The organism is Kitasatospora sp. NPDC094019 (genome assembly GCF_044764505.1).
Lineage (GTDB): Bacteria > Actinomycetota > Actinomycetes > Streptomycetales > Streptomycetaceae > Kitasatospora.
On sequence record NZ_JBIWIF010000007.1, the window covers coordinates 130,838 to 154,100 of the forward strand.

Genomic DNA, 23,263 nt, shown 5'->3' on the forward strand with positions numbered 1-23,263 from the left:
TTTGCGCGGCATCTCCGCATGGTCCGTAGCAGACTGGGCAAGGTAGTCCGGGCCGCACCCGTGCCCCGAGGATGGTGAGTCCGGTGATACCCCTCCGCCCGACCGGTCCGACCGACCGGCAGAACGCGGGACCTCCCGCCGATTCGGTGACCCCGCTCACCGAATCCGCCGCCCGCAACCACATGACCGGCGTCTGCTTCAAGATCGGCCCGCCCCGGCTGGTCGGCGTCGAGCTCGAATGGTTCGTCCACGACGACCGATGTCCCGACGAACCCGTCCCCCCGGAACGGCTGCACGCCGCACTGGACGCACTGCCGCTCGGCGGCCCCGACGGGACCTCGCTCCCGTCCGGTGCCCGCCTCACCCTCGAACCCGGTGGTCAGGTAGAGCTCAGCTCCCCGCCCGCCGACAGCCTCACCGGCTGCGTCGCCGACACCCGGCGCGACCTCGCCGCCCTGCGGACCGCCTTCGCCGCCCAGGGCCTGCGTCTCACCGGCACCGGCACCGACCCCGTGGCCCGACCCCGCCGGATGGTGCTGGACCACCCGCGCTATCTCGCGATGGAGCGCCACTTCGACGCGGCCGGCCCCTGGGGCCGGATCATGATGACCGGCACCGCCTCGCTCCAGGTCTGCCTGGACGCCGGGGCGGAGAGCGGCCCGCACGCGCTGGAGCGCCGCTGGCGCCTCGCCCACCGGCTCGGCCCGGTGCTGGTCGCCGCCTTCGCCAACTCGCCGCTGCTGGACGGCCGCCCCACCGGGCACCGGTCCACCCGGCAGACCGTCTGGTCCCGGATGGACCCCTCCCGCACCCTGGCCCCCGCGCCCGACCACGGTGACCCGCGCGAAGCCTGGACCGGGTACGTGCTGGACGCCCAGCTGCTCTGCGTGCGCCGCCGCGACGGCCTGCCCTGGACCGCGCCCGGCGGACTGACCTTCCTCGACTGGCTGCGCGGCGGCGGCGAGCGGCCGCCCACCCTGGCCGACCTCGACTACCACCGCACCACGCTGTTCCCGCCGGTCCGCCCGCGCGGCCACCTGGAGCTGCGGATGATCGACGCCCAGCCCGGGGACGGCTGGATCGTCCCCGCCGCCCTGGTCACCGCGCTGCTGGACGACCCGGTCGCCGCGGACACCGCGCTCGCCGCCCTGGAGCCGCTGGAGCCGCCGGGCACCGCCGGACCGCGCGCGCCGCGCAGCGACGTCTGGCGCCGGGCGGCGGGCCTGGCCACGGCCGACCCCCAGCTGCGCCGCGCCGCCCTCTCCTGCTTCGCCGCCGCCGACGCCGCGCTGGGCCGCCTGCCCGGCGCCGAGCGGCTGCGCGCCACCGTCGCCGCTTTCGCCGAGCGCTACCCCGCGCGCGGCCGCTGCCCGGCCGACGACCAGCTGGACGCCCTGCGCTCCGGCACCCGCCGCACACTCCCGGAGGAGGCCGCACCATGATCGACGACACCCGCGCCGACCGCAGCGCCCGCGAGAACCTCCCGGTGGCGCCGCCCCTCTCCCCGGAGGCACGGACGCCCGAGGCGCTGCGGGAGAGCATCGCCGCCGAACTGCTGGCCGCCCGTGCCCGCACCGCCGCGCTCACCGACTGCGTCGAGGACCACGACCTCACCGCCCAGCACTCCCCGCTGATGTCGCCGCTGGTCTGGGACCTCGCCCACATCGGCAACCAGGAGGAGCTCTGGCTGCTGCGCAACATCGGCGGCCGCGACCCGATGCACCCCGAGATCGACCCGCTCTACGACGCCTTCGAGCACCCGCGCTCCGAGCGCCCCACCCTGCCGCTGCTGCCGCCCGGGGAGGCCCGCGCCTACGCCGGCGAGGTGCGCGGCCGAGTGCTCGACCTGCTCGCCGCCAGCCCGCTGGAGGGGGCGCCGCTGCTCGACGCCGGATTCGCCTTCGGGATGATCGCCCAGCACGAACAGCAGCACGACGAAACGATGCTGATCACCCATCAGCTGCGGCCGGGCCAACCCGTGCTGGCCGCTCCCCCGCCGCCGCCCGCCCCGGCCGACGCCGCCGCGCTGCCCGCCGAAGTGCTCGTCCCGGCCGGCCCGTTCACCATGGGCACCGACACCGAACCCTGGGCGCTGGACAACGAACGCCCGGCCCACCGCGTCGACCTGCCCGCCTACCGGCTGGACACCGCCCCGGTCACCAACGGCGCCTATCTGCGGTTCGTCGAGGACGGCGGCTACGACGAGCCGCACTGGTGGACCCCCGAGGGCTGGGCGCACCGGCGCGACGCCGACCTGACCGCGCCGCTGTTCTGGCGGCGGGAGGACGGCCAGTGGCTGCGCCGCCGGTTCGGCGTGCTGGAGCCCGTCCCGCTCGACGAGCCGGTGCTGCACGTCAGTTGGTACGAGGCGGACGCCTACGCCCGCTGGGCCGGGCGCCGGCTGCCGACCGAGGCGGAGTGGGAGAAGGCCGCCCGGCACGACCCGGCCACCGGCCGCTCGCGCCGCTACCCGTGGGGCGACGGCGCCCCCGGCCCCGAGCACGCCAACCTGGGCCAGCGGCACCTGCGCCCGGCTCCGGCCGGCAGCTACCCGGAGGGCCGGTCCCCGTACGGCGCGGGGCAGTTGATGGGTGACGTGTGGGAGTGGACGGCCAGCGACTTCCGGCCGTACCCGGGCTTCCGGGCCTGGCCGTACCGGGAGTACTCGGAGGTGTTCTTCGGGCCCGAGTACAAGGTGCTGCGCGGCGGCTGCTTCGCGGTGGCGCCGGTCGCCTGCCGGGGCACCTTCCGCAACTGGGACTACCCGGTCCGGCGGCAGATCTTCGCCGGGTTCCGCACCGCCGCCGACGTCACGGACACCGCCGACCGCCCCTCCCCCGTCCGGGAGGCCGGCTGATGTGCCGCCACCTCGCCTACGTCGGCGAGCCGGTGTCGCCCCGGGCGCTGCTGGTGGAGCCGCCGTTCGGCCTCCACCGGCAGTCCTGGGCCCCGCGGCTCCAGCAGTACGGCACCGTCAACGTGGACGGCTTCGGCCTCGGCTGGTACGCGGACGGCGACGAGGTGCCCGCCCGCTACCGGCGGGCCGGGCCGATCTGGGCGGACGCCTCGTTCGGCGACCTCGCCCGGGTCCTGCGCACCCGGGCGCTGCTGGCGGCGGTCCGCTCGGCCACCGAGGGCTGCGCGGCCGGCGAGGAGGCCGCCGCGCCGTTCGCCGCCGGGCGCTGGCTGTTCAGCCACAACGGGGCGCTGACCGGCTGGCCGGAGCAGGCGGGCACGCTGGCCGCCCTGCTGCCGCCGGCCGAACTGCTCGGCCTGGTGGCCCGCACCGACTCGGCCCTGCTGTGGGCGCTCGCCCTGCACCGGCTGCGCGCGGGCGCCGGACTGGGCGACGCGCTGGCCGGCACGGTCGCGGACGCGGCCGCGCACACCACCGGCCGGATGAACCTGCTGCTCACCGACGGCCGGGAGATCGCCGCCACCGCGTGGGGAGACACCCTGCACCACCGGACCGTGCCGGGCCTCGGGGTACTGGTGGCCTCGGAGCCCTCCGACGACCACCCCGGCTGGACCACCGTGCCGGACCGGTCGCTGCTGCTGGCCGGGCCGGACGGGGTGACCGTCAAGCCGCTCTGAGCGCTCTGAAGCACCGCGCCTCCGGTCGATATCTTCACTTCCTGAACAGAGGATCCGCCTGTCATGAGCACCTTTGATCTCACCCGACTGCTGCCCGCCGACCACTTCAGCACGGCGCTGCGGCACGACGTCCACTCCGGCCTGACCGCCGAGCCCAAGACGCTGCCGCCCAAGTGGTTCTACGACGCGCGGGGCAGCGAGCTGTTCGAGGAGATCACCCGGCTGCCCGAGTACTACCCGACCCGCGCCGAGCGGGCCATCCTCGCCGCCCGGGCCGGCGAGATCGCCGCCGCCACCCGGGCCCGCACCCTGGTCGAGCTCGGCTCGGGCTCCTCCGAGAAGACCCGGCTGCTCCTGGACGCGCTGCGCGACCTGGGCACGCTGGGGACGTACGTGCCGGTGGACGTCAGCGAGAGCGCGCTGACCTCGGCCGGGGAGGCCCTCGCCGAGGAGTACCCGGGCCTCGCGGTGCACGGCGTACTGGCCGACTTCACGGCCCGGCTCGACCTGCCGCCGGCCGGCGGCCCCCGCCTGGTCGCCTTCCTCGGCGGCACCCTCGGCAACCTGCTGCCGCCGGAGCGGGCCGCCTTCCTGCGCGGGCTGCGGGAGGCGCTCGACCCCGGCGACTTCCTGCTGCTCGGCACCGACCTGGTCAAGGACCCGGCGGTACTGGTCGCCGCCTACGACGACGCGGCCGGGGTGACCGCGGAGTTCAACCGGAACGTGCTCAACGTGCTGAACCGCGAGCTGTCCGCCGACTTCGAGCCGGACTCGTTCGCGCACGTGGCGCTCTGGGACCCGGAGCGGGAGTGGATCGAGATGCGGCTGCGCTCGCTGACCGACCAGACCGTGAAGATCCCGGCGCTGGACCTGCCGGTGCACTTCGAGGAGGGCGAGGAGCTGCGCACCGAGGTGTCGGCGAAGTTCCGCCGGGAGCGGGTGGCCGAGGAGCTGGCCGCGGCCGGACTGCGGCTCTCGGCCTGGTGGACGGACGACCGGGAGCGGTTCGGCCTGTCGCTGGCCCGGCCGGCCTGATCGGGTTCAGCTGCACCCCTCATTTGATAGTTCACCTTACTAATCAGTGGAGGCACTTGGGCGGCATCCCGCCTACAACACTTGAACATTGAGGGGTTACGATCTCGGCTACCAAGCTCAGCGTTGAGTACAGGAGTCAAGATCGTGAGCGTCACCCAGCAGTCCGTGGAGCCCTCGGGGCCCTCGGGGGCGGAGACCGGGCCGGCACCGTCCGGCCGGCTCGGCTTCGTCGTCTTCATCACCGCCGCCGCGGCCCTCGGCGGCTTCCTGTTCGGCTACGACAGCTCCGTGATCAACGGCGCCGTCTCCGGCATCCAGGAGAAGTTCGGCGTCGGCGACGGCGTGACCGGCCTGATCGTCTCCTCCGCGCTGCTGGGCTCGGCCGTCGGCGCCGCCCTGGCCGGCCGGTTCGCCGACCGCTACGGCCGGATCACCGTGATGAAGGCAGGGGCGCTGCTCTTCGCGGTCAGCGCGATCGGTTCGATGCTGCCGTTCTCCGCCTGGGACCTCGCCTGCTGGCGGATCCTCGGCGGAGCGGCCATCGGCATCGCCTCGGTCATCGCCCCGACCTACATCGCCGAGGTGGCGCCGACCGAGTACCGGGGCCGGCTCGCCTCGTTCCAGCAGGCCGCGATCGTGCTCGGCATCGCGATCTCGCAGCTGGTCAACTGGCTGCTGGCGGACGCCGCCGGCGGCGACACCCGCGGCCACCTGCTCGGCCTGGAGGCATGGCAGTGGATGCTCGGCATCTGCGTCGTGCCGGCCGCCGTCTACTTCGTGCTGGCCTCGACCATCCCCGAGTCGCCGCGCTTCCTGATCGCCGCCGACCGCCTCGACGAGGCCCGCGCCGTGCTCGCCGACATCGAGGGCCGGAACTCCGACACCGAGGCCCGGATCGCCGAGATCCGCGGCCTGATCGACTCCGACCACCGGCCGCGCTTCCGCGACCTGCTCGGCGGCCGGTTCGGCCTGCTGCCGATCGTCTGGGTCGGCATCGGCCTGTCGGTCTTCCAGCAGCTCGTCGGCATCAACGTGATCTTCTACTACTCGTCGATCCTCTGGCAGTCCGTCGGCATCGACCAGTCCGACTCGCTGCTGATCAGCTTCATCGGCTCGGTCATCAACATCCTCGGCACCGTGATCGCGATCCTGCTGGTCGACCGGATCGGCCGCAAGCCGCTCGCCCTGATCGGCTCGGCCGGCATGGCCGTCGCCCTGGGCGCCTGCGCCTGGGCGTTCTCCTCCGCCACCGGCAGCGGGGACGACGTCACCCTGCCCGACCTCCAGGGCACCGTGGCGCTGATCGCCGCCAACGCCTTCGTGCTGTTCTTCGCGCTGTCCTGGGGCGTGGTGGTCTGGGTGATGCTCGGCGAGATGTTCCCCAACCGGATCCGCGCCGCCGCGCTCTCGGTCGCCGCCTCCGCGCAGTGGATCGCCAACTGGGCGATCACCGTCTCGTTCCCGGCGCTCTCGCGCTGGAGCCTCTCCGCGACCTACCTCGCGTACGCGGTGTTCGCGGCGCTGTCGCTCGTCTTCGTGGCGAGGTTCGTGAAGGAGACCAAGGGCGTCCGGCTGGAGGACATGGGCTGAGGCCCCCTGGCGGGCCCCCGGCCCCCGCACCCTAGCGCGAGAGCGCCGGGAGCGGGGGCCGAATCGTTCACTCTCTGCGGCGGGGCGGGCACCTCCGGTTTCCTTGCCGGCAGGAGGGATGTCCTTGATCTTCGACCGGCTACGCACCCGCAGCACCCGCGGCGACCGAACGGACCGGACCGACCGCGGTCCGCGCCGCGCCACCGCCGCGCCCGTCGGCGCCTGCCCCTACTCGCACGGCCACGTCCACGGCCACCTGGTGCCGGAGGAGCCCCCCGGCGCCGCCGCCCCGGGGCCGACCGCCGACGAGCACTTCACCGACCCCCGGCAGGCGGCCGACTTCGTCCGGCAGTTCCACCGCGAGCAACCCGCCGCCGGCGACGTCGCCGCCCGGGTCCGCGCCGTGCTCGACGAGATCGACCGCACCGGCACCTACGAGCACACCCCCGCCGAACTCGCCCACGGCGCCCGGCTCGCCTGGCGCAACGCCGCCCGCTGCATCGGCCGGCTGTACTGGCGCAGCCTGGTCGTGCGCGACCTGCGCCACCTCTCCTCCGCCGACGACATCGCCGCCGAGTGCTTCGAGCACCTGCGCACCGCCACCAACGGCGGGCGGATCCGCCCCGTGATCTCGGTGTTCGCCCCCGACCGGCCGGGCCGTCCGGCCGCCCGGATCGTCAACCAGCAGCTGATCCGCTACGCCGGACACCCCGGCCCGGACGGCGGCTGGACCGGCGACCCGGCCGGCGCGCAGCTCGCCGCCCGGGCCCGCGACCTCGGCTGGAAGTGCGGCGAGGAACCCTTCGAGGTGCTGCCGCTGCTCGTCCAGGAACGGCCCGGCGAGCGGCCCGAATGGTACGAACTCCCGGACGGCACCACCCTGGAGGTCCGGCTCTCGCACCCCGAGCACCCGTGGTTCGCCGAGCTCGGCCTGCGCTGGTACGCGGTGCCCGCGATCAGTGACATGACGCTGGAGATCGGCGGCGTCCGCTACCCGACCGCGCCGTTCAACGGCTGGTACATGGGCACCGAGATCGGCGCCCGCAACCTGGCCGACGCCGACCGCTACGCGATGCTGGCCACCGTCGCCGAGCGGCTCGGCCTGGACACCTCGCACGAGCGCACGCTCTGGCGGGACCGCGCGCTGGTGGAGCTGAACATCGCGGTGCTGCACTCCTTCCAGGAGGCCGGGGTGACCATGGCCGACCACCACACCGAGTCGGAGCGCTTCCTCAAGCACATCGCGCAGGAGAAGCGGCTCGGGCGGCCGACGCCCGCCGACTGGAGCTGGATCGTGCCGCCGGTCTCCGGCGGGCTGACGCCCGTCTACCACCGGTACTACGACCCGGTGGACCCCGAGCTGCGACCGGCGTTCGTGGTCCGCGAGCCCTGGTGAGGGCCGGGCCCGGAGTCCTGCGCCAGGCGTTCGAAGCGCAGCGCCAGCCCGTCGAGCAGCGCCTCCAGTCCGGTCTCGAAGGCGCCCTCGTCCACGGCCGCCCGGTGCTCGGCCAGCCGGTGCGCCTCGCCGAGGTGGGGGTAGTCGGCCGCGTCGTACAGCCCGGCGTCCTCCGGGAAGCCAGCCGCGAAGGAGGCCAGGGCGGAGCCGGTCACGAAGTAGCGCATCAGCGCGCCGATCCTGGTCGCCTGCCCGCGCGGCCAGCCCGCCTCGACCAGGCAGCCGAAGACGGCGTCGGCCAGCCGCAGCGCGTTCGGCCGGCGCCCGGGGCCCTGGGCCAGGACCGGGACGATGTTGGGGTGGGCGGCGAGCGCGGCCCGGTACGAGCGGGCCCAGTCCCGCAGAGCCTCCGGCCAGGGCGCGCCGGCGCCGAACATCGACAGGTCGACTTCCCCGATCACCCCGTCCACGACCGCGTCCAGCAGCTCGTCCTTGGTGGCGAAGTGGTTGTAGAGGGACGGCCCGCTCACCGAGAGCTCGCCGGCCAGGCGGCGGGTGGAGAGCGCGGTCAGGCCCTCCTCGTCGACCAGCCGCAGGGCGGCGGCGACGATGCGCTCGCGGTTGAGCAGGGGGGTGCGCGGGCGGGGCATCGGCGCGGCTCCTCCGATGGGTGGGCGGGGTGCGGTCGGGCGGGTGTGCGGATGTGCGGTCGGGCGGGGTGCGGTCGGGCGGGTCTGCGGTCCGGTCGGCGCGGGTCGGTGCGTCCGGTCGGGTGGGACCGGTACCGGGCGGGCCCGATTCTGGCAGGTCCCCCTTCCCAGGAGGCCCCGCCCGGGGCTACAGTCCCGGTAAAACTTGCAGCGCTAGTTTAACCGGATGGGTCGCTCACCATGGATCTTGAGCTCTCCGAGGAACAGGCCGCCGTCCGCGACCTCGCGGCCTCCTTCACGGACCGCGAGATCGTCCCGCACGCCGCCGCCTGGGACCGCGCCGAATCGGTGGACCGCGCGATCGTCGGCCGCCTCGGCAAGCTCGGCTTCCTCGGGCTGACCCTCCCCGAGGAGTACGGCGGCAGCGGCGGCGACCACCTCGCCTACTGCCTGGTGCTGGAGGAGCTGGGCCGGGGCGACTCGGCCGTGCGCGGCATCGTCTCCGTCTCGCTCGGCCTGGTCGCCAAGTCCGTCAACGCCTTCGGCACCGAGGAGCAGAAGCGGCACTGGCTGCCCCGGCTCACCTCCGGCGAGGCGCTCGGCTGCTTCGCCCTCACCGAGCCCGGCACCGGCTCCGACGCGGCCAACCTCACCACCCGGGCCGTCCGCGACGGCGACGGCCACTGGCTGCTCAGCGGCACCAAGACCTTCATCACCAACGGCACCTGGGCCGACGTCGCCCTCGTCTTCGCCCGCACCGGCGAGCCGGGCCACCGCGGCATCACCGCCTTCCTCGTCCCCACCGAGCTGCCCGGCTTCACCCGGACCGAGATCCACGGCAAGCTCGGCCTGCGCGGGCAGGCCACCGCCGAACTCTCCTTCGACGCCGTCCGGGTGCCCGACAGCGCCCGGCTCGGCGAGGTCGGCAAGGGCTTCACCGTCGCGATGGCCGCCCTCGCCAAGGGCCGGATGTCCGTCGCCGCCGGCTGCGTCGGCATCGCCCGGGCCTGCCTCGACGCCGCCGTCCGGTACGCCGGCGAGCGCGAGCAGTTCGGCGCGCCGATCGCCTCGCACCAGCTGGTGCAGCAGCTGCTCGCCGGGATCGCCGTGGACGTCGAGGCCGCCCGGCTGCTCACCTGGAAGGTCGCCGACCACATCGACCGCGGCCTGCCGTTCGCCACCGAGTCCTCCGTCGCCAAGCTCTTCGCCAGTGAGGCGGCGGTGCGGGCCGCCAACAACGCGCTCCAGGTCTTCGGCGGCTACGGCTTCATCGACGAGTACCCCGTCGGCAAGTACCTGCGCGACGCGCGGGTGATGACCCTCTACGAGGGCACCAGCCAGATCCACCAACTGCTCATCGGGCGCGCGCTCACCGGCGTCAACGCCTTCTGACCTCCGTCGGAGCACCCCTCCGGCCGGGGCACCACACCCTCACCCCCTCCCAGAAGGAGATCCGCCGTCGTGCGTCCCGTCTACTTCGCCGCGGCCCGCCGCACACCCATCGGCCGGCTGCGCGGAGCGTTCGCCGCGGTCCGCCCGGACGACCTCTCGGCCACCGTGCTGCGCGCCCTGCTCGCCGACCTGCCCGCCCTCGACCCGGCCCGGATCGACGACGTCTACTGGGGCGCCGCCAACCAGGCCGGCGAGGACAACCGCAACGCGGCCCGGATGGCCGTCCTGCTCGCCGGCCTCCCCGACAGCGTGCCCGGCGCCACCGTCAACCGGCTCTGCGCCTCCGGCCTGGAGGCGGTCACCATGGCCGCCCGGGCGATCGGCTCCGGCGAGGCGGACGTGGTGCTGGCCGGCGGCTGCGAGTCGATGACCCGCGCCCCGTTCGTCCTGCCCCGCCCCGACGAGGCGCTGCCGCACCGGATCGAGACCTTCGACACCCGGCTCGGCTGGCGGCTCACCAACCCGCGGATGGCCGAACTCCACGGCGTGCTCTCGATGGGCGAGACCGCCGAGGAGGTGGCCGGCCGGTACGGCATCACCCGGGAGCGGCAGGACGCCTTCGCGCTGCGCAGCCACCGGCTGGCCGCCGCCGCGCGCAAGGACGGCCGGTTCGACGCCGAGCTGATCCCGGTCGAGCGGGCCGACGGGGTGACCGTCGACCAGGACGAGTCGATCCGCGAGGACACCAGCCTGGAGAAGCTCGCCCGGCTCAAGCCCGCCTTCCGCCCCGACGGCACGGTGACGGCGGGCAACGCCTCGCCGATGAACGACGGCGCGGCCGGGCTCGTCCTGGTCAGCGAGGAGGCGCTCGGCGACCTCGGGCTGGAGCCGCTCGGCCGGTACGTGGCCGGGGCCTCGGCGGGCGTGCACCCGGACGTGATGGGCATCGGTCCGGTCCCGGCCACCCGCAAGGTGCTCGCCCGGGCCGGCTGGACGCTGGCGGACGTGGCGGAGGCCGAGCTGAACGAGGCGTTCGCGGCGCAGGTGCTGGCCTCCGTCGACCAGCTGGGGATCGACCCCGAGCTGGTCAACCCGACCGGCGGCGCGATCGCGCTCGGCCACCCGCTCGGCGGCTCCGGCGCCCGGATCCTCACCACCCTGCTGCACCGGATGCGCCGTACCGGCGGCCGCCGCGGCCTCGCCACCATGTGCGTGGGCGTCGGCCAGGGCACCGCGGTGCTGGTCGAGTCCGCCTGACGGCTTCCTTCCCCTCCCTCTCCACTCCCGACTTTCCGAGGAGCAGCACCATGACGCGTTTCGCAGGCAGGGTCGCCGTCGTCACCGGCGGCGCGCAGGGGATCGGCGCCGCGACGGCGCGCCTGCTGGCAGAGGAGGGCGCGACGGTGGCCGTCGTCGACCTCTCGGCCGAACGGGCGGCCGACACCGCCGAGGCGATCACCGCCAAGGGCGGCACGGCCCGGGCGTACGGCTGCGACGTGGCCGACTACGACGCCGTGGAAGCGGTGTTCGCCCGGATCGCCGAGGACCTCGGCGGTCTGCACATCCTGATCAACAACGCGGGCATCACCCGGGACAACCTGTTCTTCAAGATGCCCAAGGCCGACTGGGACGCCGTCCTGACGGTCAACCTGACGAGCGCCTACAACTGCAGCCACGTGGCGCAGAAGTACATGGTGGCGCAGAAGTGGGGCAAGATCGTCTCGCTCAGCTCGCGCTCCGCGCTGGGCAACCGGGGCCAGGCCAACTACGCCGCCGCCAAGGCCGGCATCCAGGGCCTGACCGCGACGCTGGCGATCGAGCTGGGCCCGTTCAACATCAATGTGAACGCCGTCGCCCCCGGCTACATCGCCACCCCGATGACCGCCGCGACGGCCGAGCGGGTCGGTTCGACCGCCGAGGACCACCAGGCCGAGGTGTCCGCCCGCACCCCGCTGCGGCGGGTCGGGCAGCCGGAGGAGGTCGCCTCGGTGGTCGCCTTCCTGGCGAGCGAGGAGGCCTCCTACGTCAGCGGCCAGACCCTGTACGTCAACGGCGGGGCACGCTGACGCGCCGACCACCGACCACTGACACGCGGAAACGTGATCTGACGATATGTCAGGAGACCGTCCCCGGTGCTGGGTTACCTTCACCTGGGACGGTCTTGACCTTTTTCGGTGGCCGGTAACGACCATGCCGAGGGATATGAAATGACTATGGCATGATCATGCGGCAGTCGATGGGATGGCCGGACCGACCCGACCGATCCCGGCCGGGCCCAGCGTCCCAAGGAGTCCCATGGGCAGCCCCCGCACCCTCCGTCGCGCCCTGGCCCTGCTCGCCGTAGGGGCCACCGCCCTGACGGCCGGCACCGTCTCCACCGGCTCCGTCGTCGCAGGTGCCACCACCACGGACGCGCCGAGCGCCGCCGGCGTCCACGTCCGGCCCGCCTCCGCCGGCCACGTCAACGCCCTCGGCCGCACCGCACCGCTGTCCACCTCCGACTGCGTCAGCCAGCTCGGCATCCACTGCTACTCCCCGCTCCAGTACCGCGAGGCCTACAACCTGAACTCCCTCTACAAGGAGGGCGTCACCGGCAAGGGCCGCACCATCGTCATCGTCGACTCCTTCGGCTCGCCGACCATCCAGCACGACCTGGAGGTCTTCGACAAGCAGTGGGGCATCCCGGACACCCAGGTCGAGATCATGAAGTGGGGCAACGTCCCGCCCTTCGACCCGACCAACCCGGACCACACCGGCTGGGCCGGCGAGTCCACGCTCGACGTCGAGTACGCGCACGCCGTGGCCCCGGACGCCCACATCATCCTGGTCGAGACCGGCATCGCCGAGACCGAGGGCACCGTCGGCCTGCCCGAGATGATGGACGCCGAGCAGGCGCTCATCCGCTCCGGCCGCGCCGACGTCATCTCGCAGAGCTTCGGCGCCACCGAGAACACCTTCCCCGGCTACGACAAGGGCAACTTCAAGTCGCTCACCGACCTGCGCTACGCCTTCAAGGAGGCCGCCGCGCACGACGTCACCGTGCTCGCCTCCTCGGGCGACAACGGTGCCACCGACGCCAAGGAGAACGGCTCGGACCTGTACCCGTTCAAGGTCAACTCCTGGCCGTCGTCCGACCCGCTGGTCACCTCCATCGGCGGCACCCAGATGACCCTGGACGACGCGGGCAAGCGCACCGCGCCCGACAAGGTCTGGCACGACGCCTACGGCGCGGGCGGCGGCGGCGTCTCCGGCATCTTCGACCGGCCGCTGTACCAGACCGGCGTCGCCAAGGTCACCGGCAACCACCGCGGCACCCCGGACATCAGCATGAGCGCGGCCGTCGACGGCGGCGCCTGGACCTACGAGTCCTACGACCCCACCCGGGCCGGCTGGCACCTCACCGGCGGCACCAGTGAGGCGGCCCCGATCTTCTCCGGCGTCGTCGCGCTCGCCGACCAGCTGGCCGGGCACCGCCTCGGCCAGCTCAACTGGCGGCTCTACGGCCTCAACCTGCTCCCGAACCAGTGGAGCGGCATCACCGACGTGACCACCGGCGACAACTCCTGGGACACCGTGACCGGCTACCAGGCCGCCAAGGGCTACGACCTGGCCAGCGGCCTCGGCACCATCGACGCCGGCCGCTTCGTCCACGCCCTCGCGGGGCGGTAGGACCGCGGAGGTGCGGCCGTCCGCCGGAAGGCGGGCGGCCGCACCGTCACGTCAGAGCGACCGCGCGAACTCGACGAAGGAGCGCCAGGCGGCCGGGGAGAAGGCAAGGCGGGGGCCGGACTTGTCCTTGGAGTCACGCACAAGCACCGACTCGGCCGACTCGGCGACCTCGACGCAGTCGCCACCCTCGTTGCTGCTGTAACTGCTCTTGAACCACACCTCGACGCAGTCCCCGCCCTCGCCACCGCTGTGGCTGCTCTTGAGCCAGACCCGATCGCCGCTCATCGGACCGACTGCGCGAACTCGACGAAGGAGCGCCAAGCAGTCGGCGAAAAGGCCAGCTGCGGGCCGGACTTGTCCTTCGAATCACGCACCAGGACCGACTCCGCCGCCTCGGCGATCTCGACGCAAGCGCCGCCCTCGCCGCCGCTGTAGCTGCTCTTGAACCACACCAGATCGCCGCTCATCGCTCTCCTAGCATCTTCTCGATCAAGGACAGGGACTCCTGCGGAGAATGCGCCTGCGCTCTGAGGGTGCCGTATCGAACGTTCAGGAACCGGACCTCCTCCGCATCGGTGATGAGCCTACCGTTCCTCTGGACCTCCATATAGCCCGTCTGCGGCCGTCCCTTGGGCGTGATGAGGATGAACGAACCATCCATACCCGCGTTCTCGGATCGGTCCATTGGCATGATCTGAAGCGTCATACCTCGGGTCTCCCCGACCTCCAGGAAGCGTTCGAGCTGCCTCCTGTGCACCTCGGGCCCGCCGAGCCGGCGGTTCAGCACGCTCTCGTCGATCACCCAGCTGAAGACAGCGCGGGGCCAACGGGCAAGGACCTCCTGCCGCGCCATTCGGGCCGCCACCCGAACTTCGACCTTCTCCTCCGCCAACAACGGCTGTCGCATCCGGAACACCGCACGGGCGTAGTCCTCCGTCTGGAGCAGTCCCGGCGCCAGATAGTTGCTCCAGTCGTGGTGTTCGAGAGCTGCCGCCTCCAGGGCGGCGTAGTTCCGGAACCACTCCGGATGCCGCACCCGCGCCTTCGCCTTCGCCTTCTCGATGTCGTCCGCGGCGGCGATCAACAGCCCCCTGGCGTCCAACACCCGCTCCGACGACTCCAGCAGCTCCCGCTGCGGCGTCCGCTTCCCCTGCTCCACCGAGCCGATCAGGCTCTCGGTGTAGCCGACCTCCTTGGCGAACTGCTTCTGCGTCAGCCCCGCCTGCTCCCGCAGGAGCTTGATCTGCTGGCCGATCGCATGCAGGAAGTCCGAGACCTCCGACAGGTCCTCGTCCAACTGCGGCCTCGCGTCGCCGCTCTCGCCGCCGCCCCGAACCTCAGCCATCCCGGCCTCCCCTGCTCTCCGTCGCACGCTCCGCACATGAGCGGACACCCACCGTGCCCGCCGGACGTACCGTCAGCGTAGGCCGGGAGAGGGACGATTCACCCCAATCCCCGAAATCCCTTTCGACGCCTCAAAGCCCCGCGTCTCCCCTCCGCTCCACCGCCACCCACCGCCCCACCTTCGCCCTCTCGGCTCAACTCCCGTACGACAAAAGCTCTTCACACGAAACCCGGCACCTCCCACCCCCGCACCCACTCCAGGCGCAAACCGGGCCGCACCCCCACCCCGCACCCCTCCCCCACCCCCGCGCGCCGGGCGCGCACCACCGCACTCCGCGTCCGCACACGGTCCTCGTTCCCTCTGCGGCAGAGGCCCGCAGGGGGAACGGGCGACTGTGTGGCCGGCCTCCACCTTCCCCTTCGCGACGCCGCCCAGAACCGGATCCGGCTGGAGATCCGTCCGGCTCGTCCTGGACCTGCCGGCCTGGATGCCGATGCGAATTCCGGAGCCTCGCGCAGGGCACGGCGCCCGGCCCGGTCGCCGACATGCTGCTCGCCGCGTGGAACGCGGCGGTCGGACAGCCCGCGTACGTCACCACCGCGGTGGCCGACGTCCTCGGGAGGGCGCCGTGAACGCTTCTCCGGTGGGCCGCCGACCACGCCACCGTGTGCACCGAGGGTTCGTGACCGCGGGCGTGCTCCCGGGGGAGTCCGGTACCGTCCTCGAACCATGGACACAAGTGCGGGCCCCGAGATGATCGACGTTCCCGCCGGGGAGGTCGTCCTGACAGACCGGCGCACGCAGCGCAGCTGGGCGGTCGGGCTCGCTCCCTACCGGCTCGCGGCGCACCCGGTCACCCAGGCGTTCTACGCCCGGATCGCCGACCGGCAACCGGGCGCGGCCCAGGGGGACCGGCTGCCCGCCGAGGGTGTTTCCTGGTGGGACGCCGTCCGGTTCTGCAACGCGCTGTCCCGCCGCGAGGGCTACTCCCCCGCCTACCGCTTCCCGGCCGGCGGCGAGGAGGCCGAGTGGGACACGTCCGCGGACGGGTACAGACTGCCGACGGAAGCCGAATGGGAGTACGCCTGCCGCGCCGGTACCACGGGTCCGCGGTACGGCCCCCTCGACGAGATCGCGTGGTACCGGGGCAACTCGGAGGAGCGCCTCCAGGAGGTGTGCGGCAAGCGGCCCAATCCGTGGGGCTTCCACGACACGCTCGGCAGCGTGTGGGAGTGGTGCTGGGACCTCTACGACGCCGAGGTCTACGGCACCTACCGGGTACTGCGCGGCGGCGGCTGGTTCGACGAGCACTGGAGCTGCCGGGCCTCCGTCCGGCGCCGCAGCCACCCGACGTTCCGGGTCGACGACGTGGGATTCCGCGTCGCGCGCACGGTGGCGCGCTGATCGCCCCGGGGACGACCTGCCGGCATGGTGCCGGGCCCTCCTCGCCGCGCGGCACAGGGCTGGTGGAGCCCTCCAGCGGTCCGCGAGGGACGCGCCGGAGGGCCTGGGAGCCGGGCATCGTCGGCCCTTGCTGTCCCGACGGGGCGAGACCGAACCACTCCTGCGCGACGCGTGCGGTCGGGCAGCCGCCCCGGCGCAGAACGAGTGCTCACCGCCGACGTGCGGCCGCCCGGACTTCGGGGCGCGGGTCGATCGGTGCGAGCACGCCGAGACGGTCCTCGACGTCCTGGGCGGCGGCCAGGCAGAGGTCCTCCCGGAACGCGCGTCCGACGATCTGCACGCCCGACGGCAGCCCGTCGGCCACTCCGGTCGGCACGGCGACCCCGGGCACGCCCACGAAGCTGGTCACCGTGCACAGGCGGATGCCCGCGCCGACCCGTTCGTGTCCCGCCCGGTCGCGCGACTCCAGACCCGGTTCGACCGGCGGCTCGGTGAACACCGGTCCGAGCAGCAGCGGGTACTCGTCGAGGAACTCCGCCCAGGAGCGGCGGATGCCCAGCCAGAGCCCCATCAGCTTCATGAACTCCGCGGCGGTCGCGGGCGGGGTCCTTTCCATCGCCGTCCCGATGTAGCGGTCCCCGCCCTCGCCGAGCAGTGTCCGCACCACCGGCCAGGCCGGGGCGAACTCGGTCACGGTGAGCCGGCCGTACGCCTCCAACGCCTCGTCCAGCCGCGGCACGTCCGCCACCTCCCGCACGTCGTACCCGGCGTCCCGCAGCGCGTCGGCCGCGGCCGCGACAGCCCGGCCGACCGTGGCGTGGACGCCGTGGACGCCGGGGTCGGCGACGACCGCGACCTTGACCGGCCCCGGCAGCGGCTCGCCGTAGAGGGGGACCGGCACGGCCCTCGGGTCCCGCGGGTCGGCACCGGCCAGCACCTCGTACGCCAGTCGCAGGTCGGCGATCCGGCGGGCCAGGGGTCCGTCGGTGACCAGCGTCTGCGAGGCCGGCCCGGGGTCGTCCGGGCCGATGACGCGGTGGTCGGCGGGGAACCGCCCGGCGGTCGGCTTCAGCCCGGCCACGCCGCAGAACGAGGCGGGGACCCGGACCGATCCGCCGGAGTCGTTGCCGAGTCCGAGTGCCGCCATGCCGGTGGCCACGGCCACCGCGTCGCCGCCGCTGCTGCCGCCCGGGGTCCGGCGCGGGTCCCACGGGTTGACGGTGTCGCCGAACAGCTCGCTGCGGGAGTGCATCCCGGCCAGGACCAGGGTGGGCATGTTGCTGTGCCCGATCGGCACGGCTCCGGCCGCACGCAGCCGGGCCACGGGCAGCGCGTCCGCGGGCGCCACCAGGTCGCGGAAGCGCGGCGATCCGAAGGTGGTCGGTACGCCTTCGATCGGGGTGGACTCCTTCACCGTGAACGGCACACCGGCCAGCGGCCCGAGCTCATCGCCCGAGGCGCGCCGCTCGTCCGTCCGCGCGGCGGCCTCCCGGGCGCGTTCGGCCAGCAGTTGGGTGACGGCGTTGACCTGCGGGTTGACCTCGGCGATGCGGTCCAGGTGACTGTCGACCAGTTCGACCGCCGACACCTCCCCGCCCCGGACCGCCGCCGCCTGGTCGGCGGCCGACAGCTTCCACAGCTCGTCCTTCATGATCCTGTGCTCCCCGTCCGCGGGCCGACGTGCTCGTGCCGGAACCATACTCCGGAAGCGATACGATCGTATCGGAATAAGAGAGAGGCCGACCATGCCCAAGCAGGTGGACTACGAGGACCGACGCCGCCGGATCGCCGAGGCCGTCTGCCTCCTCGCCGACGAACACGGGCCGGAGGGAGTGACCATGCGCGACGTCGCCGCCCGCGCGGAAGTCTCCCTGGGCGCCGTCCAGCGCTGCTTCCGCACCAAGGAGGAAATGCTCCTCTTCGCCGTCGACCACGTCGGCGAACGCATCACCGAACGCGCCCGGGCCCGCCTCGCCCGAAACCCGGCCCGATCGGCCGCCACCACCCTCGGGCACGTGGCCACCGAGATCGCCCTGCTCGGCGAGGAACACCGAGCCGAGGCCCGGATCTGGCTCGCGTTCGTCGCCAAGGCCGCCGTCAGCGAACCACTCGCCGGCCCACTGAGAACCAGCTACACGGCCCTCCACGACCTCCTCGCCCGCCTCGTCACCGAGGCCATCAACGAGGCCGCCACCGAGCACGGCCCGGCCGACCCGCAGCACGAGGCCCGCGCCCTGCTCGCCCTCGCCGACGGCCTCACCAGTCACGTCCTCATCGGCCACCTGACCGCAACGGAGGCCGGAGCCGTCCTCGACACCCACCTCGCCGCCCTCGCCGAACGCCTGCGCACCACCGCCCCTCCACCGCCCACGGCGGCGGACCCAGAGGGCCGTTGACCCCCGACCGCCCGAACCGCCCGGGGCGTTCGGACTGGCCTTGACGCCCACGTCAAGGCATACCGTCGGGGAAGCCGCTGTCGCACACCCGTGGCAGCCGCTCCCCCTCGGAGTGGACGGGACGATCATGCCTACTACGACCGAACCCGGCGACCGCACAACACTGGTGGAGCGCGACCGGTGCTTCTTCGACGCCCTGGTCGGCGCCGATACCGCCCGCTTGGGCGAGCTGCTGGCAGTGGATTCGACGGGAACCAGGAGCCACCGGTCGGGGGCGTGAGGCCGTCGGACCGCTGCGGCCCGGCGCCAACTCGGGCGCCGGGCCGCAGGAGCGCGTCATGAGCTGCATGACACGTACTTCCCACGCCCCGCACCCGGCCACTTGCTGCCGCCCTTCTTCACCGAGGTACTGCAGGAACTGCCCTGGTGGAACCGCGATTGGCGGATCACCGATGTCGAGCCGGGGCGCCCCCTGGAGATCGCCGGTGGTCACCGCGGCTTCCCCTCGAGGTTCACCGAGGTGTCGGTTCCGGGCACGGCCCACTCCGGCGGTGACGAGGGCCTGCCTTTCGTCGCCACGGTCGGGTTTGCGGGTGACCGACTCGTCCGCTTCCAGGCCAAGATCGGCGACGTGGTCCTCGGCCCCGCCACCGCCCCGGCGGGGCAGTTGGAACCGCATCCGTTCGGCAGGGTGCTCACCGCCTTGATGGACCTGCGCGGAATTCCGGTGCGGGCCATGGCAAGGGGGACCGCACGGTCGATGTCCACCATCCATATGCTCCGTCGCGGGGTTCACAACCCGGACCCCCTTCTCGCCAAGGAGATCGCCAAGGTTCTGGGCATGTCCGAAGCGGATGTCAGAGTCATCGCCGGACTCCACGCCGACAGCCGCCAATAGCAGACAGGCGGCCGGAAGTCGGACCGGCCGACTTCCCACTCCGACTACCCGGCGGGCGGTCAGTCGGTCGTCGTGGCGGCGAGGACCGCCAGGTGGCGGCCGTCCGGGGAGACGGTCAGGACGCCCAGGTCCCAGACCACCCGGTGGAACCACGGGGTGTCCGCGCCGAAGCGGTACCACGTGCAGGCCCGGACGCGGGCCTCCACCTCGCTCGGCGGGGCGTCCGCCGAGATACCGGCGAGGGCGGTGAGGGAGTGCCAGGCCCCGAGTCGGCCGTAGGCGCCGTAGCAGGCCGAGTCGTAGGCTCCCCCGGTGGAGGACGCGGCGAACAGCATCCGCCAGACCTCGGCCGGCTCGACCGCGACCACTCCGAACGCGGTCTTCGCGCCGGGCTTCGGGAGGTCGCCCAGGTCCATCAGGCAGTCAAGGCCCAGCGCGACGAGTACGCCCGGCACGGCCTCGGCTTCCAGCGGCTCCGCGAAGGCGAAGGTCCGCGCCTCGACGCGGCCCTCCGGCTCCTCCGGGTGGTCGGCCCAGTTCGCCACCGCCGAGGCCATGGCGCGGGCGGTGACGGCAGCGGTCGTCTCCACCGCCGTCACCGGACCGGCATACGGGAGGGGTGCCGGGTGGCGCTCCTCCGGGTCCGGGTAGGGCAATCCGCAACTGCTGCCGTCGACCGACCAGGCCGGCAGATCCGGCTCCCGTTCCGGCTCGGCCGTTACCAGCGGCAGCGCGCCCAACGGGTGGTCGCGCCAGTGCGGGGAGGTCGCCCACGAGGCGATTCCCGGGGTCCCCGCCACCGGGACTCCCCGGAGCACCAGCTCCTGGAGCAGGCAGGCGCGCAACTCCTCCGAAGCGGCGGCCCCCTCGTCGTACACCACGGCGAGGTCGGCCGGTGCTTGGCAGGATGCCAGTACCGAGGCCACGTGGCGTTCGAGCTCCGGATCGTCCGGCCTGCCCGCCGCGAGCAGCCGCAGCAGCTCGTCGACGTGGCCGGGGCCGCGTGTCGCCGCCAGCAGGCGAACCAGCCGGCCGAAGAGCTCGTCGAACACTCCCGAGGCGGCGGACGCGGCCGACGTCGGGCGGTGCCGCTGTGCCAGCCCGATGCCGAGGTCCGCCACGAAGGCCGCCCCGCCGCGCTTGAGACGACGGCGGGCCAGCCGCTCCAGCGTCAGGGCGTTCCGGTCGGTCATCGGCGTCGTCAGGAGCTTCGGCAGGTTGTCGTCCACAGCGGACGAGCCTATAGAGGGCTTCTGTGCGTCAGGGTGCGGAGGTTCGGGCACTGGAGATCGCCCGGGCCTCCCAGGGGGCGAGGTCGTCGTCGAAGCAGCGGGACTCCTGCCAGGTACCCTCGCCGCTCAGTGGGACGCGGAGCCGCACCCAGCGACGCGAGGACGAGAACTCCACATCGATCTCGCCGGCCAGGACGGTCCGGAGGAACTCCAGAACCAGGCACGCCGGAACCCGGTCGAAGACGTACCCGTCGCAGATGACCCGGCAGGAGTCGAGGCCGTCGGCCACCATGACGACGAAGGACTGGCCGGTGGCCGCCTCCAGGTAGAGGTCGACGTGACCCGGGGCGACCGGAGCCGCCTCCACCGACTCGAAGAGGCCCGACGCCTCGACGGCCGCGACGAACTCCGGGACGTCCGCCTTCGGCCAGCGTTCACCGGAGCGGCGCGAGTAGTCGAGGGAGCGGCGGTTCTCCCGCCACGTCGACCAGAAGCCCATCCCGGTCAGGCGGGGTCGGAGGCAGGGGCGGCGGCGGGCGCGGCGAGGGTGGCGAGGTGGCGTTCGGCGGCGCGGAGCTTGCGGCCGCCGGGGCCCGGGAGGTAGGCGCGCAGTTCGATGATCTCCGGGGCGATGCGGAGCGCCTCGGTGCGGTCCTTGACGGCCCGCCAGCAGGCTTCGGCGTTGGTCGCCGCGTGCTGGGTCTCCGGGTGCTCGGGGCCCTCGCTGCGGAGCAGGGTCAGGGCGACCTCGCGGTAGATCCCGGCGGCCTCGGCCGTCCGGCCGGCGAGCCGGGACACGTGGGCGCGGACCTGACGGACCTGGAGGACCGTTGCGGAGACCGGGCCGTGCTCGGCGATCGCCTCCAGTTCGAGGGCGAAGGCCAGGTCGGTGGCGGCCGCGTGGTCGCCGGCGTCGGCGCTGCGGACGATCCGGCCGATCACCTCGCGGTAGTCGGCGCGGGGCTCGGAGCGGTCCGGCGCGGGGGCGGGGGTGGCATCCGCCGGGGCGGGGGCGGGCTCGGCGGACTCGGCGTCCTCCGTGTCCTCGGCGGCGGACTCGACGGCCACCGGCTCGGCGACAGCGGGCTGCGGCTCCTCGGCGGGCTCGGGCACGAGCTCGACCACGACCTCGGGCTCGGGCTCGGGCTCGGGCACGACCACAACCTCGGGCACGACCTCGACCACGGCCTGCGGCTCCGGTACCGGCGGCTGCCAGGCGCCCGGCTTCCGCAGGTCGACCGGGTGCGGCGCGGGCGGCGGGGTGGGTGGCACGCCGGACTTGAGCAGGTTCACGGGCCCGTCGACCGGCTGCGCCGGTTCGGCCGCGGCCCAGGCAGCGGCGGCCGGCTTGTCCAGGGTGACGGCCGGCCGGGGCCCCGGCACCGCGTCCTGCGGGACGGCGGCGGCGTCCCGGGGCGACTCGCCCCAGGGCCGGTCGTCCCAGGTGACCTCGTCCGGCGCGGCCGGGCGGGGCAGGACGGCGGCCGGGCTCGGCCCCTCGTACGGGGGGAAGTCGGTCGGCGACCCCTCACCGCGCCGCGCGGTGTTGCGGAAGACCGGGCGGTCCGGGGCGTGCGTGCTGACCACGATCACGTCCGGGCGGAGCACCGAGTAGACCTGCTGGCGCAGTTGTTCCGGTGCGAGGACGGCCTCGCCGCCCGGGCGGCCGCCGTGCAGGGCCTCGATCAGGGCGCGGGTGAAGGTGCCGATCTGGTCCGGGTCGGGGCTGACCACCGCCCACAGCGGCAGCCCCTCGCTGAACGACGCGAGGTCGCCCTGGAGCAGCGACCAGGCGTTCTGGTCGGCGCTCAGGTCGGCGACGACCAGGGTCTGCCACTCGGCCGGGCGGTGCCGCAGCTCGCCGGCGATCGACTGCCAGGCGAGGCCGTCCTGACGGATGCTGCCGGGCTTGGAGTCGCGCAGGGTGAGGTGGAGCTGGCCGCCGCGCTTGTCGGCGAGCAGGTGGCCGCCGAGGTGGACGAGCAGCGGTCCGGGGTGGCGGGCGGCGGCCCGCAGGTGGGCGAGCACGGTGTGCGGGTCGCTGGCGCCGGGCAGGTGCACGGCGTCGACGGTGTCGGCGGCCAGCAGCACCTGCGGGGAGACGGCGGCGAGCATCGCGGACAGCACCGGGGCCTGGGCGGGTCCGCCGCGGCCCCAGGTGCGTCGGCCGGAGGTGCCGTAGCCGCCCTCGACGACCAGGATCCGGCCGCGCGGGCCGCTGCCCAGGGCCGAGCCGATGCCGGGCAGGCCGTGCGCGGGGGTGGCGCCCGGGGCGGCGGCGGGAGTGGCGCCGGGGACGGTGAACGGCGGCGGCGTCGCGCCGGGCGGGGCCGGGACGACGGGCGCCGCGCCCATGGCGGGCATACCGGTGACGGTCCATCCGGTGGACGGCGCGGGCGGTCCGGGCACGGGGCCCGGGGCAGGCTGCGGGGTCGGTTCGGCCACCGGGACCGGGGCGGGCAGCGGGGCCGGGGGCTCGTAGAGCGCGGCCGGGCCGGGCTGGTGCTCCTCGTAGGCGTTGCGCGCGGGCCTCGGCGGTACGGCGTCCTGGGGGCCGGGGCCGACGTCCGTCACGGGGTCGGGACCTCCGGGGACCGCCGTAGTCTCCGCCATTTCCAGGTCACCGCCCCGCCCCGCCGCTCAGCGGCGTTCTGCTGCTGCT

General features: G+C 73.8%; 21 protein-coding genes. 13 read left to right on the forward strand and 8 right to left on the reverse strand.

The window, feature by feature from the left end; all coding sequences use genetic code 11:
- Positions 1 to 83: 83 nt before the first annotated feature.
- The 6 genes from egtA (at position 84) to ACIQ9P_RS17795 (ending at position 7,615) form a co-directional block, all read left to right on the forward strand.
- Complete coding sequence (egtA, locus tag ACIQ9P_RS17770; RefSeq protein ID WP_402356156.1) at positions 84 to 1,442, forward strand: ergothioneine biosynthesis glutamate--cysteine ligase EgtA; 1,359 nt, start codon at positions 84 to 86, stop codon at positions 1,440 to 1,442.
- A complete protein-coding gene (gene egtB, locus ACIQ9P_RS17775) occupies positions 1,439 to 2,857 on the forward strand; it encodes an ergothioneine biosynthesis protein EgtB (RefSeq protein WP_402356160.1) in 1,419 nt (472 codons plus the stop codon). The genes egtA and egtB overlap by 4 nt, the downstream gene beginning before the upstream one ends.
- Positions 2,857 to 3,594, forward strand: coding sequence for an ergothioneine biosynthesis protein EgtC (gene egtC, locus ACIQ9P_RS17780; RefSeq protein WP_402356163.1), 738 nt, complete (start codon positions 2,857 to 2,859; stop codon positions 3,592 to 3,594). The genes egtB and egtC overlap by 1 nt, the downstream gene beginning before the upstream one ends.
- Positions 3,595 to 3,657: 63 nt before the next feature.
- Positions 3,658 to 4,629: an L-histidine N(alpha)-methyltransferase gene (egtD, locus tag ACIQ9P_RS17785; RefSeq protein WP_402356166.1), complete on the forward strand. Its 972-nt coding sequence runs from the start codon at positions 3,658 to 3,660 to the stop codon at positions 4,627 to 4,629.
- Positions 4,630 to 4,773: 144 nt separating this feature from the next.
- Complete coding sequence (locus ACIQ9P_RS17790) at positions 4,774 to 6,219, forward strand: sugar porter family MFS transporter (protein WP_402356169.1); 1,446 nt, start codon at positions 4,774 to 4,776, stop codon at positions 6,217 to 6,219.
- 118 nt (positions 6,220 to 6,337) lie between these two features.
- A complete protein-coding gene (locus tag ACIQ9P_RS17795) occupies positions 6,338 to 7,615 on the forward strand; it encodes a nitric oxide synthase oxygenase (protein WP_402356172.1) in 1,278 nt (425 codons plus the stop codon).
- Here ACIQ9P_RS17795 and ACIQ9P_RS17800 read toward each other — a convergent pair.
- Complete coding sequence (locus ACIQ9P_RS17800) at positions 7,558 to 8,265, reverse strand: TetR/AcrR family transcriptional regulator (protein ID WP_402356174.1); 708 nt, start codon at positions 8,263 to 8,265, stop codon at positions 7,558 to 7,560. The two genes, ACIQ9P_RS17795 and ACIQ9P_RS17800, sit on opposite strands and share 58 nt — an antisense overlap.
- A 240-nt stretch (positions 8,266 to 8,505) precedes the next feature.
- Between ACIQ9P_RS17800 and ACIQ9P_RS17805 the strand changes: the two genes are divergently transcribed.
- The 4 genes from ACIQ9P_RS17805 (at position 8,506) to ACIQ9P_RS17820 (ending at position 13,326) form a co-directional block, all read left to right on the forward strand.
- Entirely contained in the window at positions 8,506 to 9,657 is a 1,152-nt protein-coding gene (locus tag ACIQ9P_RS17805; protein ID WP_402356177.1) for an acyl-CoA dehydrogenase family protein, read from the forward strand.
- 69 nt (positions 9,658 to 9,726) lie between these two features.
- On the forward strand, positions 9,727 to 10,914 hold the full coding sequence (locus ACIQ9P_RS17810; protein WP_402356180.1) for a thiolase family protein: 1,188 nt from the start codon (positions 9,727 to 9,729) through the stop codon (positions 10,912 to 10,914).
- A gap of 50 nt (positions 10,915 to 10,964) precedes the next feature.
- The gene (locus ACIQ9P_RS17815; RefSeq protein WP_402356183.1) at positions 10,965 to 11,723 is read left to right on the forward strand and encodes a beta-ketoacyl-ACP reductase; all 759 of its coding nucleotides are present in this window, start codon (positions 10,965 to 10,967) and stop codon (positions 11,721 to 11,723) included.
- Positions 11,724 to 11,952: 229 nt separating this feature from the next.
- A complete protein-coding gene (locus ACIQ9P_RS17820) occupies positions 11,953 to 13,326 on the forward strand; it encodes a S8 family serine peptidase (protein ID WP_402356186.1) in 1,374 nt (457 codons plus the stop codon).
- A gap of 51 nt (positions 13,327 to 13,377) precedes the next feature.
- On the opposite strand, the gene ACIQ9P_RS17825 is transcribed toward ACIQ9P_RS17820, so the two are convergent.
- The 3 genes from ACIQ9P_RS17825 to ACIQ9P_RS17835 are packed head-to-tail and all read right to left on the reverse strand — an operon-like array spanning position 13,378 to position 14,671.
- Positions 13,378 to 13,611: a DUF397 domain-containing protein gene (locus tag ACIQ9P_RS17825; protein WP_402356189.1), complete on the reverse strand. Its 234-nt coding sequence runs from the start codon at positions 13,609 to 13,611 to the stop codon at positions 13,378 to 13,380.
- Complete coding sequence (locus tag ACIQ9P_RS17830) at positions 13,608 to 13,793, reverse strand: DUF397 domain-containing protein (protein WP_402356192.1); 186 nt, start codon at positions 13,791 to 13,793, stop codon at positions 13,608 to 13,610. The genes ACIQ9P_RS17825 and ACIQ9P_RS17830 overlap by 4 nt, the downstream gene beginning before the upstream one ends.
- Positions 13,790 to 14,671, reverse strand: a complete 882-nt coding sequence (locus tag ACIQ9P_RS17835) for a Scr1 family TA system antitoxin-like transcriptional regulator (protein ID WP_402356195.1) — start codon at positions 14,669 to 14,671, stop codon at positions 13,790 to 13,792. The genes ACIQ9P_RS17830 and ACIQ9P_RS17835 overlap by 4 nt, the downstream gene beginning before the upstream one ends.
- Positions 14,672 to 15,400: 729 nt before the next feature.
- On the opposite strand from ACIQ9P_RS17835, the gene ACIQ9P_RS17840 reads away from it, so the two are divergent.
- Entirely contained in the window at positions 15,401 to 16,075 is a 675-nt protein-coding gene (locus tag ACIQ9P_RS17840) for a formylglycine-generating enzyme family protein (protein WP_402356198.1), read from the forward strand.
- A 208-nt stretch (positions 16,076 to 16,283) separates the two neighbouring features.
- On the opposite strand, the gene ACIQ9P_RS17845 is transcribed toward ACIQ9P_RS17840, so the two are convergent.
- Complete coding sequence (locus ACIQ9P_RS17845) at positions 16,284 to 17,726, reverse strand: amidase (protein WP_402356201.1); 1,443 nt, start codon at positions 17,724 to 17,726, stop codon at positions 16,284 to 16,286.
- Between the two features lie 94 nt (positions 17,727 to 17,820).
- Here ACIQ9P_RS17845 and ACIQ9P_RS17850 point away from each other — a divergent pair, with 94 nt between their 5' ends.
- Both ACIQ9P_RS17850 and ACIQ9P_RS17855 read left to right on the forward strand, forming a co-directional pair.
- Positions 17,821 to 18,471 carry a TetR/AcrR family transcriptional regulator gene (locus tag ACIQ9P_RS17850; protein ID WP_402356203.1) on the forward strand — a complete coding sequence of 217 codons (651 nt, stop codon included), beginning with the start codon at positions 17,821 to 17,823 and terminating at the stop codon, positions 18,469 to 18,471.
- A 382-nt stretch (positions 18,472 to 18,853) separates the two neighbouring features.
- A complete protein-coding gene (locus tag ACIQ9P_RS17855; protein ID WP_402356206.1) occupies positions 18,854 to 19,369 on the forward strand; it encodes a multiprotein-bridging factor 1 family protein in 516 nt (171 codons plus the stop codon).
- A gap of 59 nt (positions 19,370 to 19,428) precedes the next feature.
- Here ACIQ9P_RS17855 and ACIQ9P_RS17860 read toward each other — a convergent pair whose 3' ends face one another.
- Genes ACIQ9P_RS17860 through ACIQ9P_RS17870 form a run of 3 tightly spaced genes read right to left on the reverse strand, consistent with a single transcriptional unit; the run spans position 19,429 to position 23,175 of the window.
- The gene (locus ACIQ9P_RS17860; protein ID WP_402356209.1) at positions 19,429 to 20,598 is read right to left on the reverse strand and encodes a DUF6183 family protein; all 1,170 of its coding nucleotides are present in this window, start codon (positions 20,596 to 20,598) and stop codon (positions 19,429 to 19,431) included.
- Positions 20,599 to 20,629: 31 nt separating this feature from the next.
- Positions 20,630 to 21,100 (reverse strand): hypothetical protein, encoded by a 471-nt coding sequence (locus tag ACIQ9P_RS17865; protein WP_402356212.1) that lies wholly within the window; start codon positions 21,098 to 21,100, stop codon positions 20,630 to 20,632.
- A gap of 5 nt (positions 21,101 to 21,105) precedes the next feature.
- Positions 21,106 to 23,175 carry a hypothetical protein gene (locus tag ACIQ9P_RS17870; protein ID WP_402356216.1) on the reverse strand — a complete coding sequence of 690 codons (2,070 nt, stop codon included), beginning with the start codon at positions 23,173 to 23,175 and terminating at the stop codon, positions 21,106 to 21,108.
- Between the last annotated feature and the right edge of the window lie 88 nt (positions 23,176 to 23,263).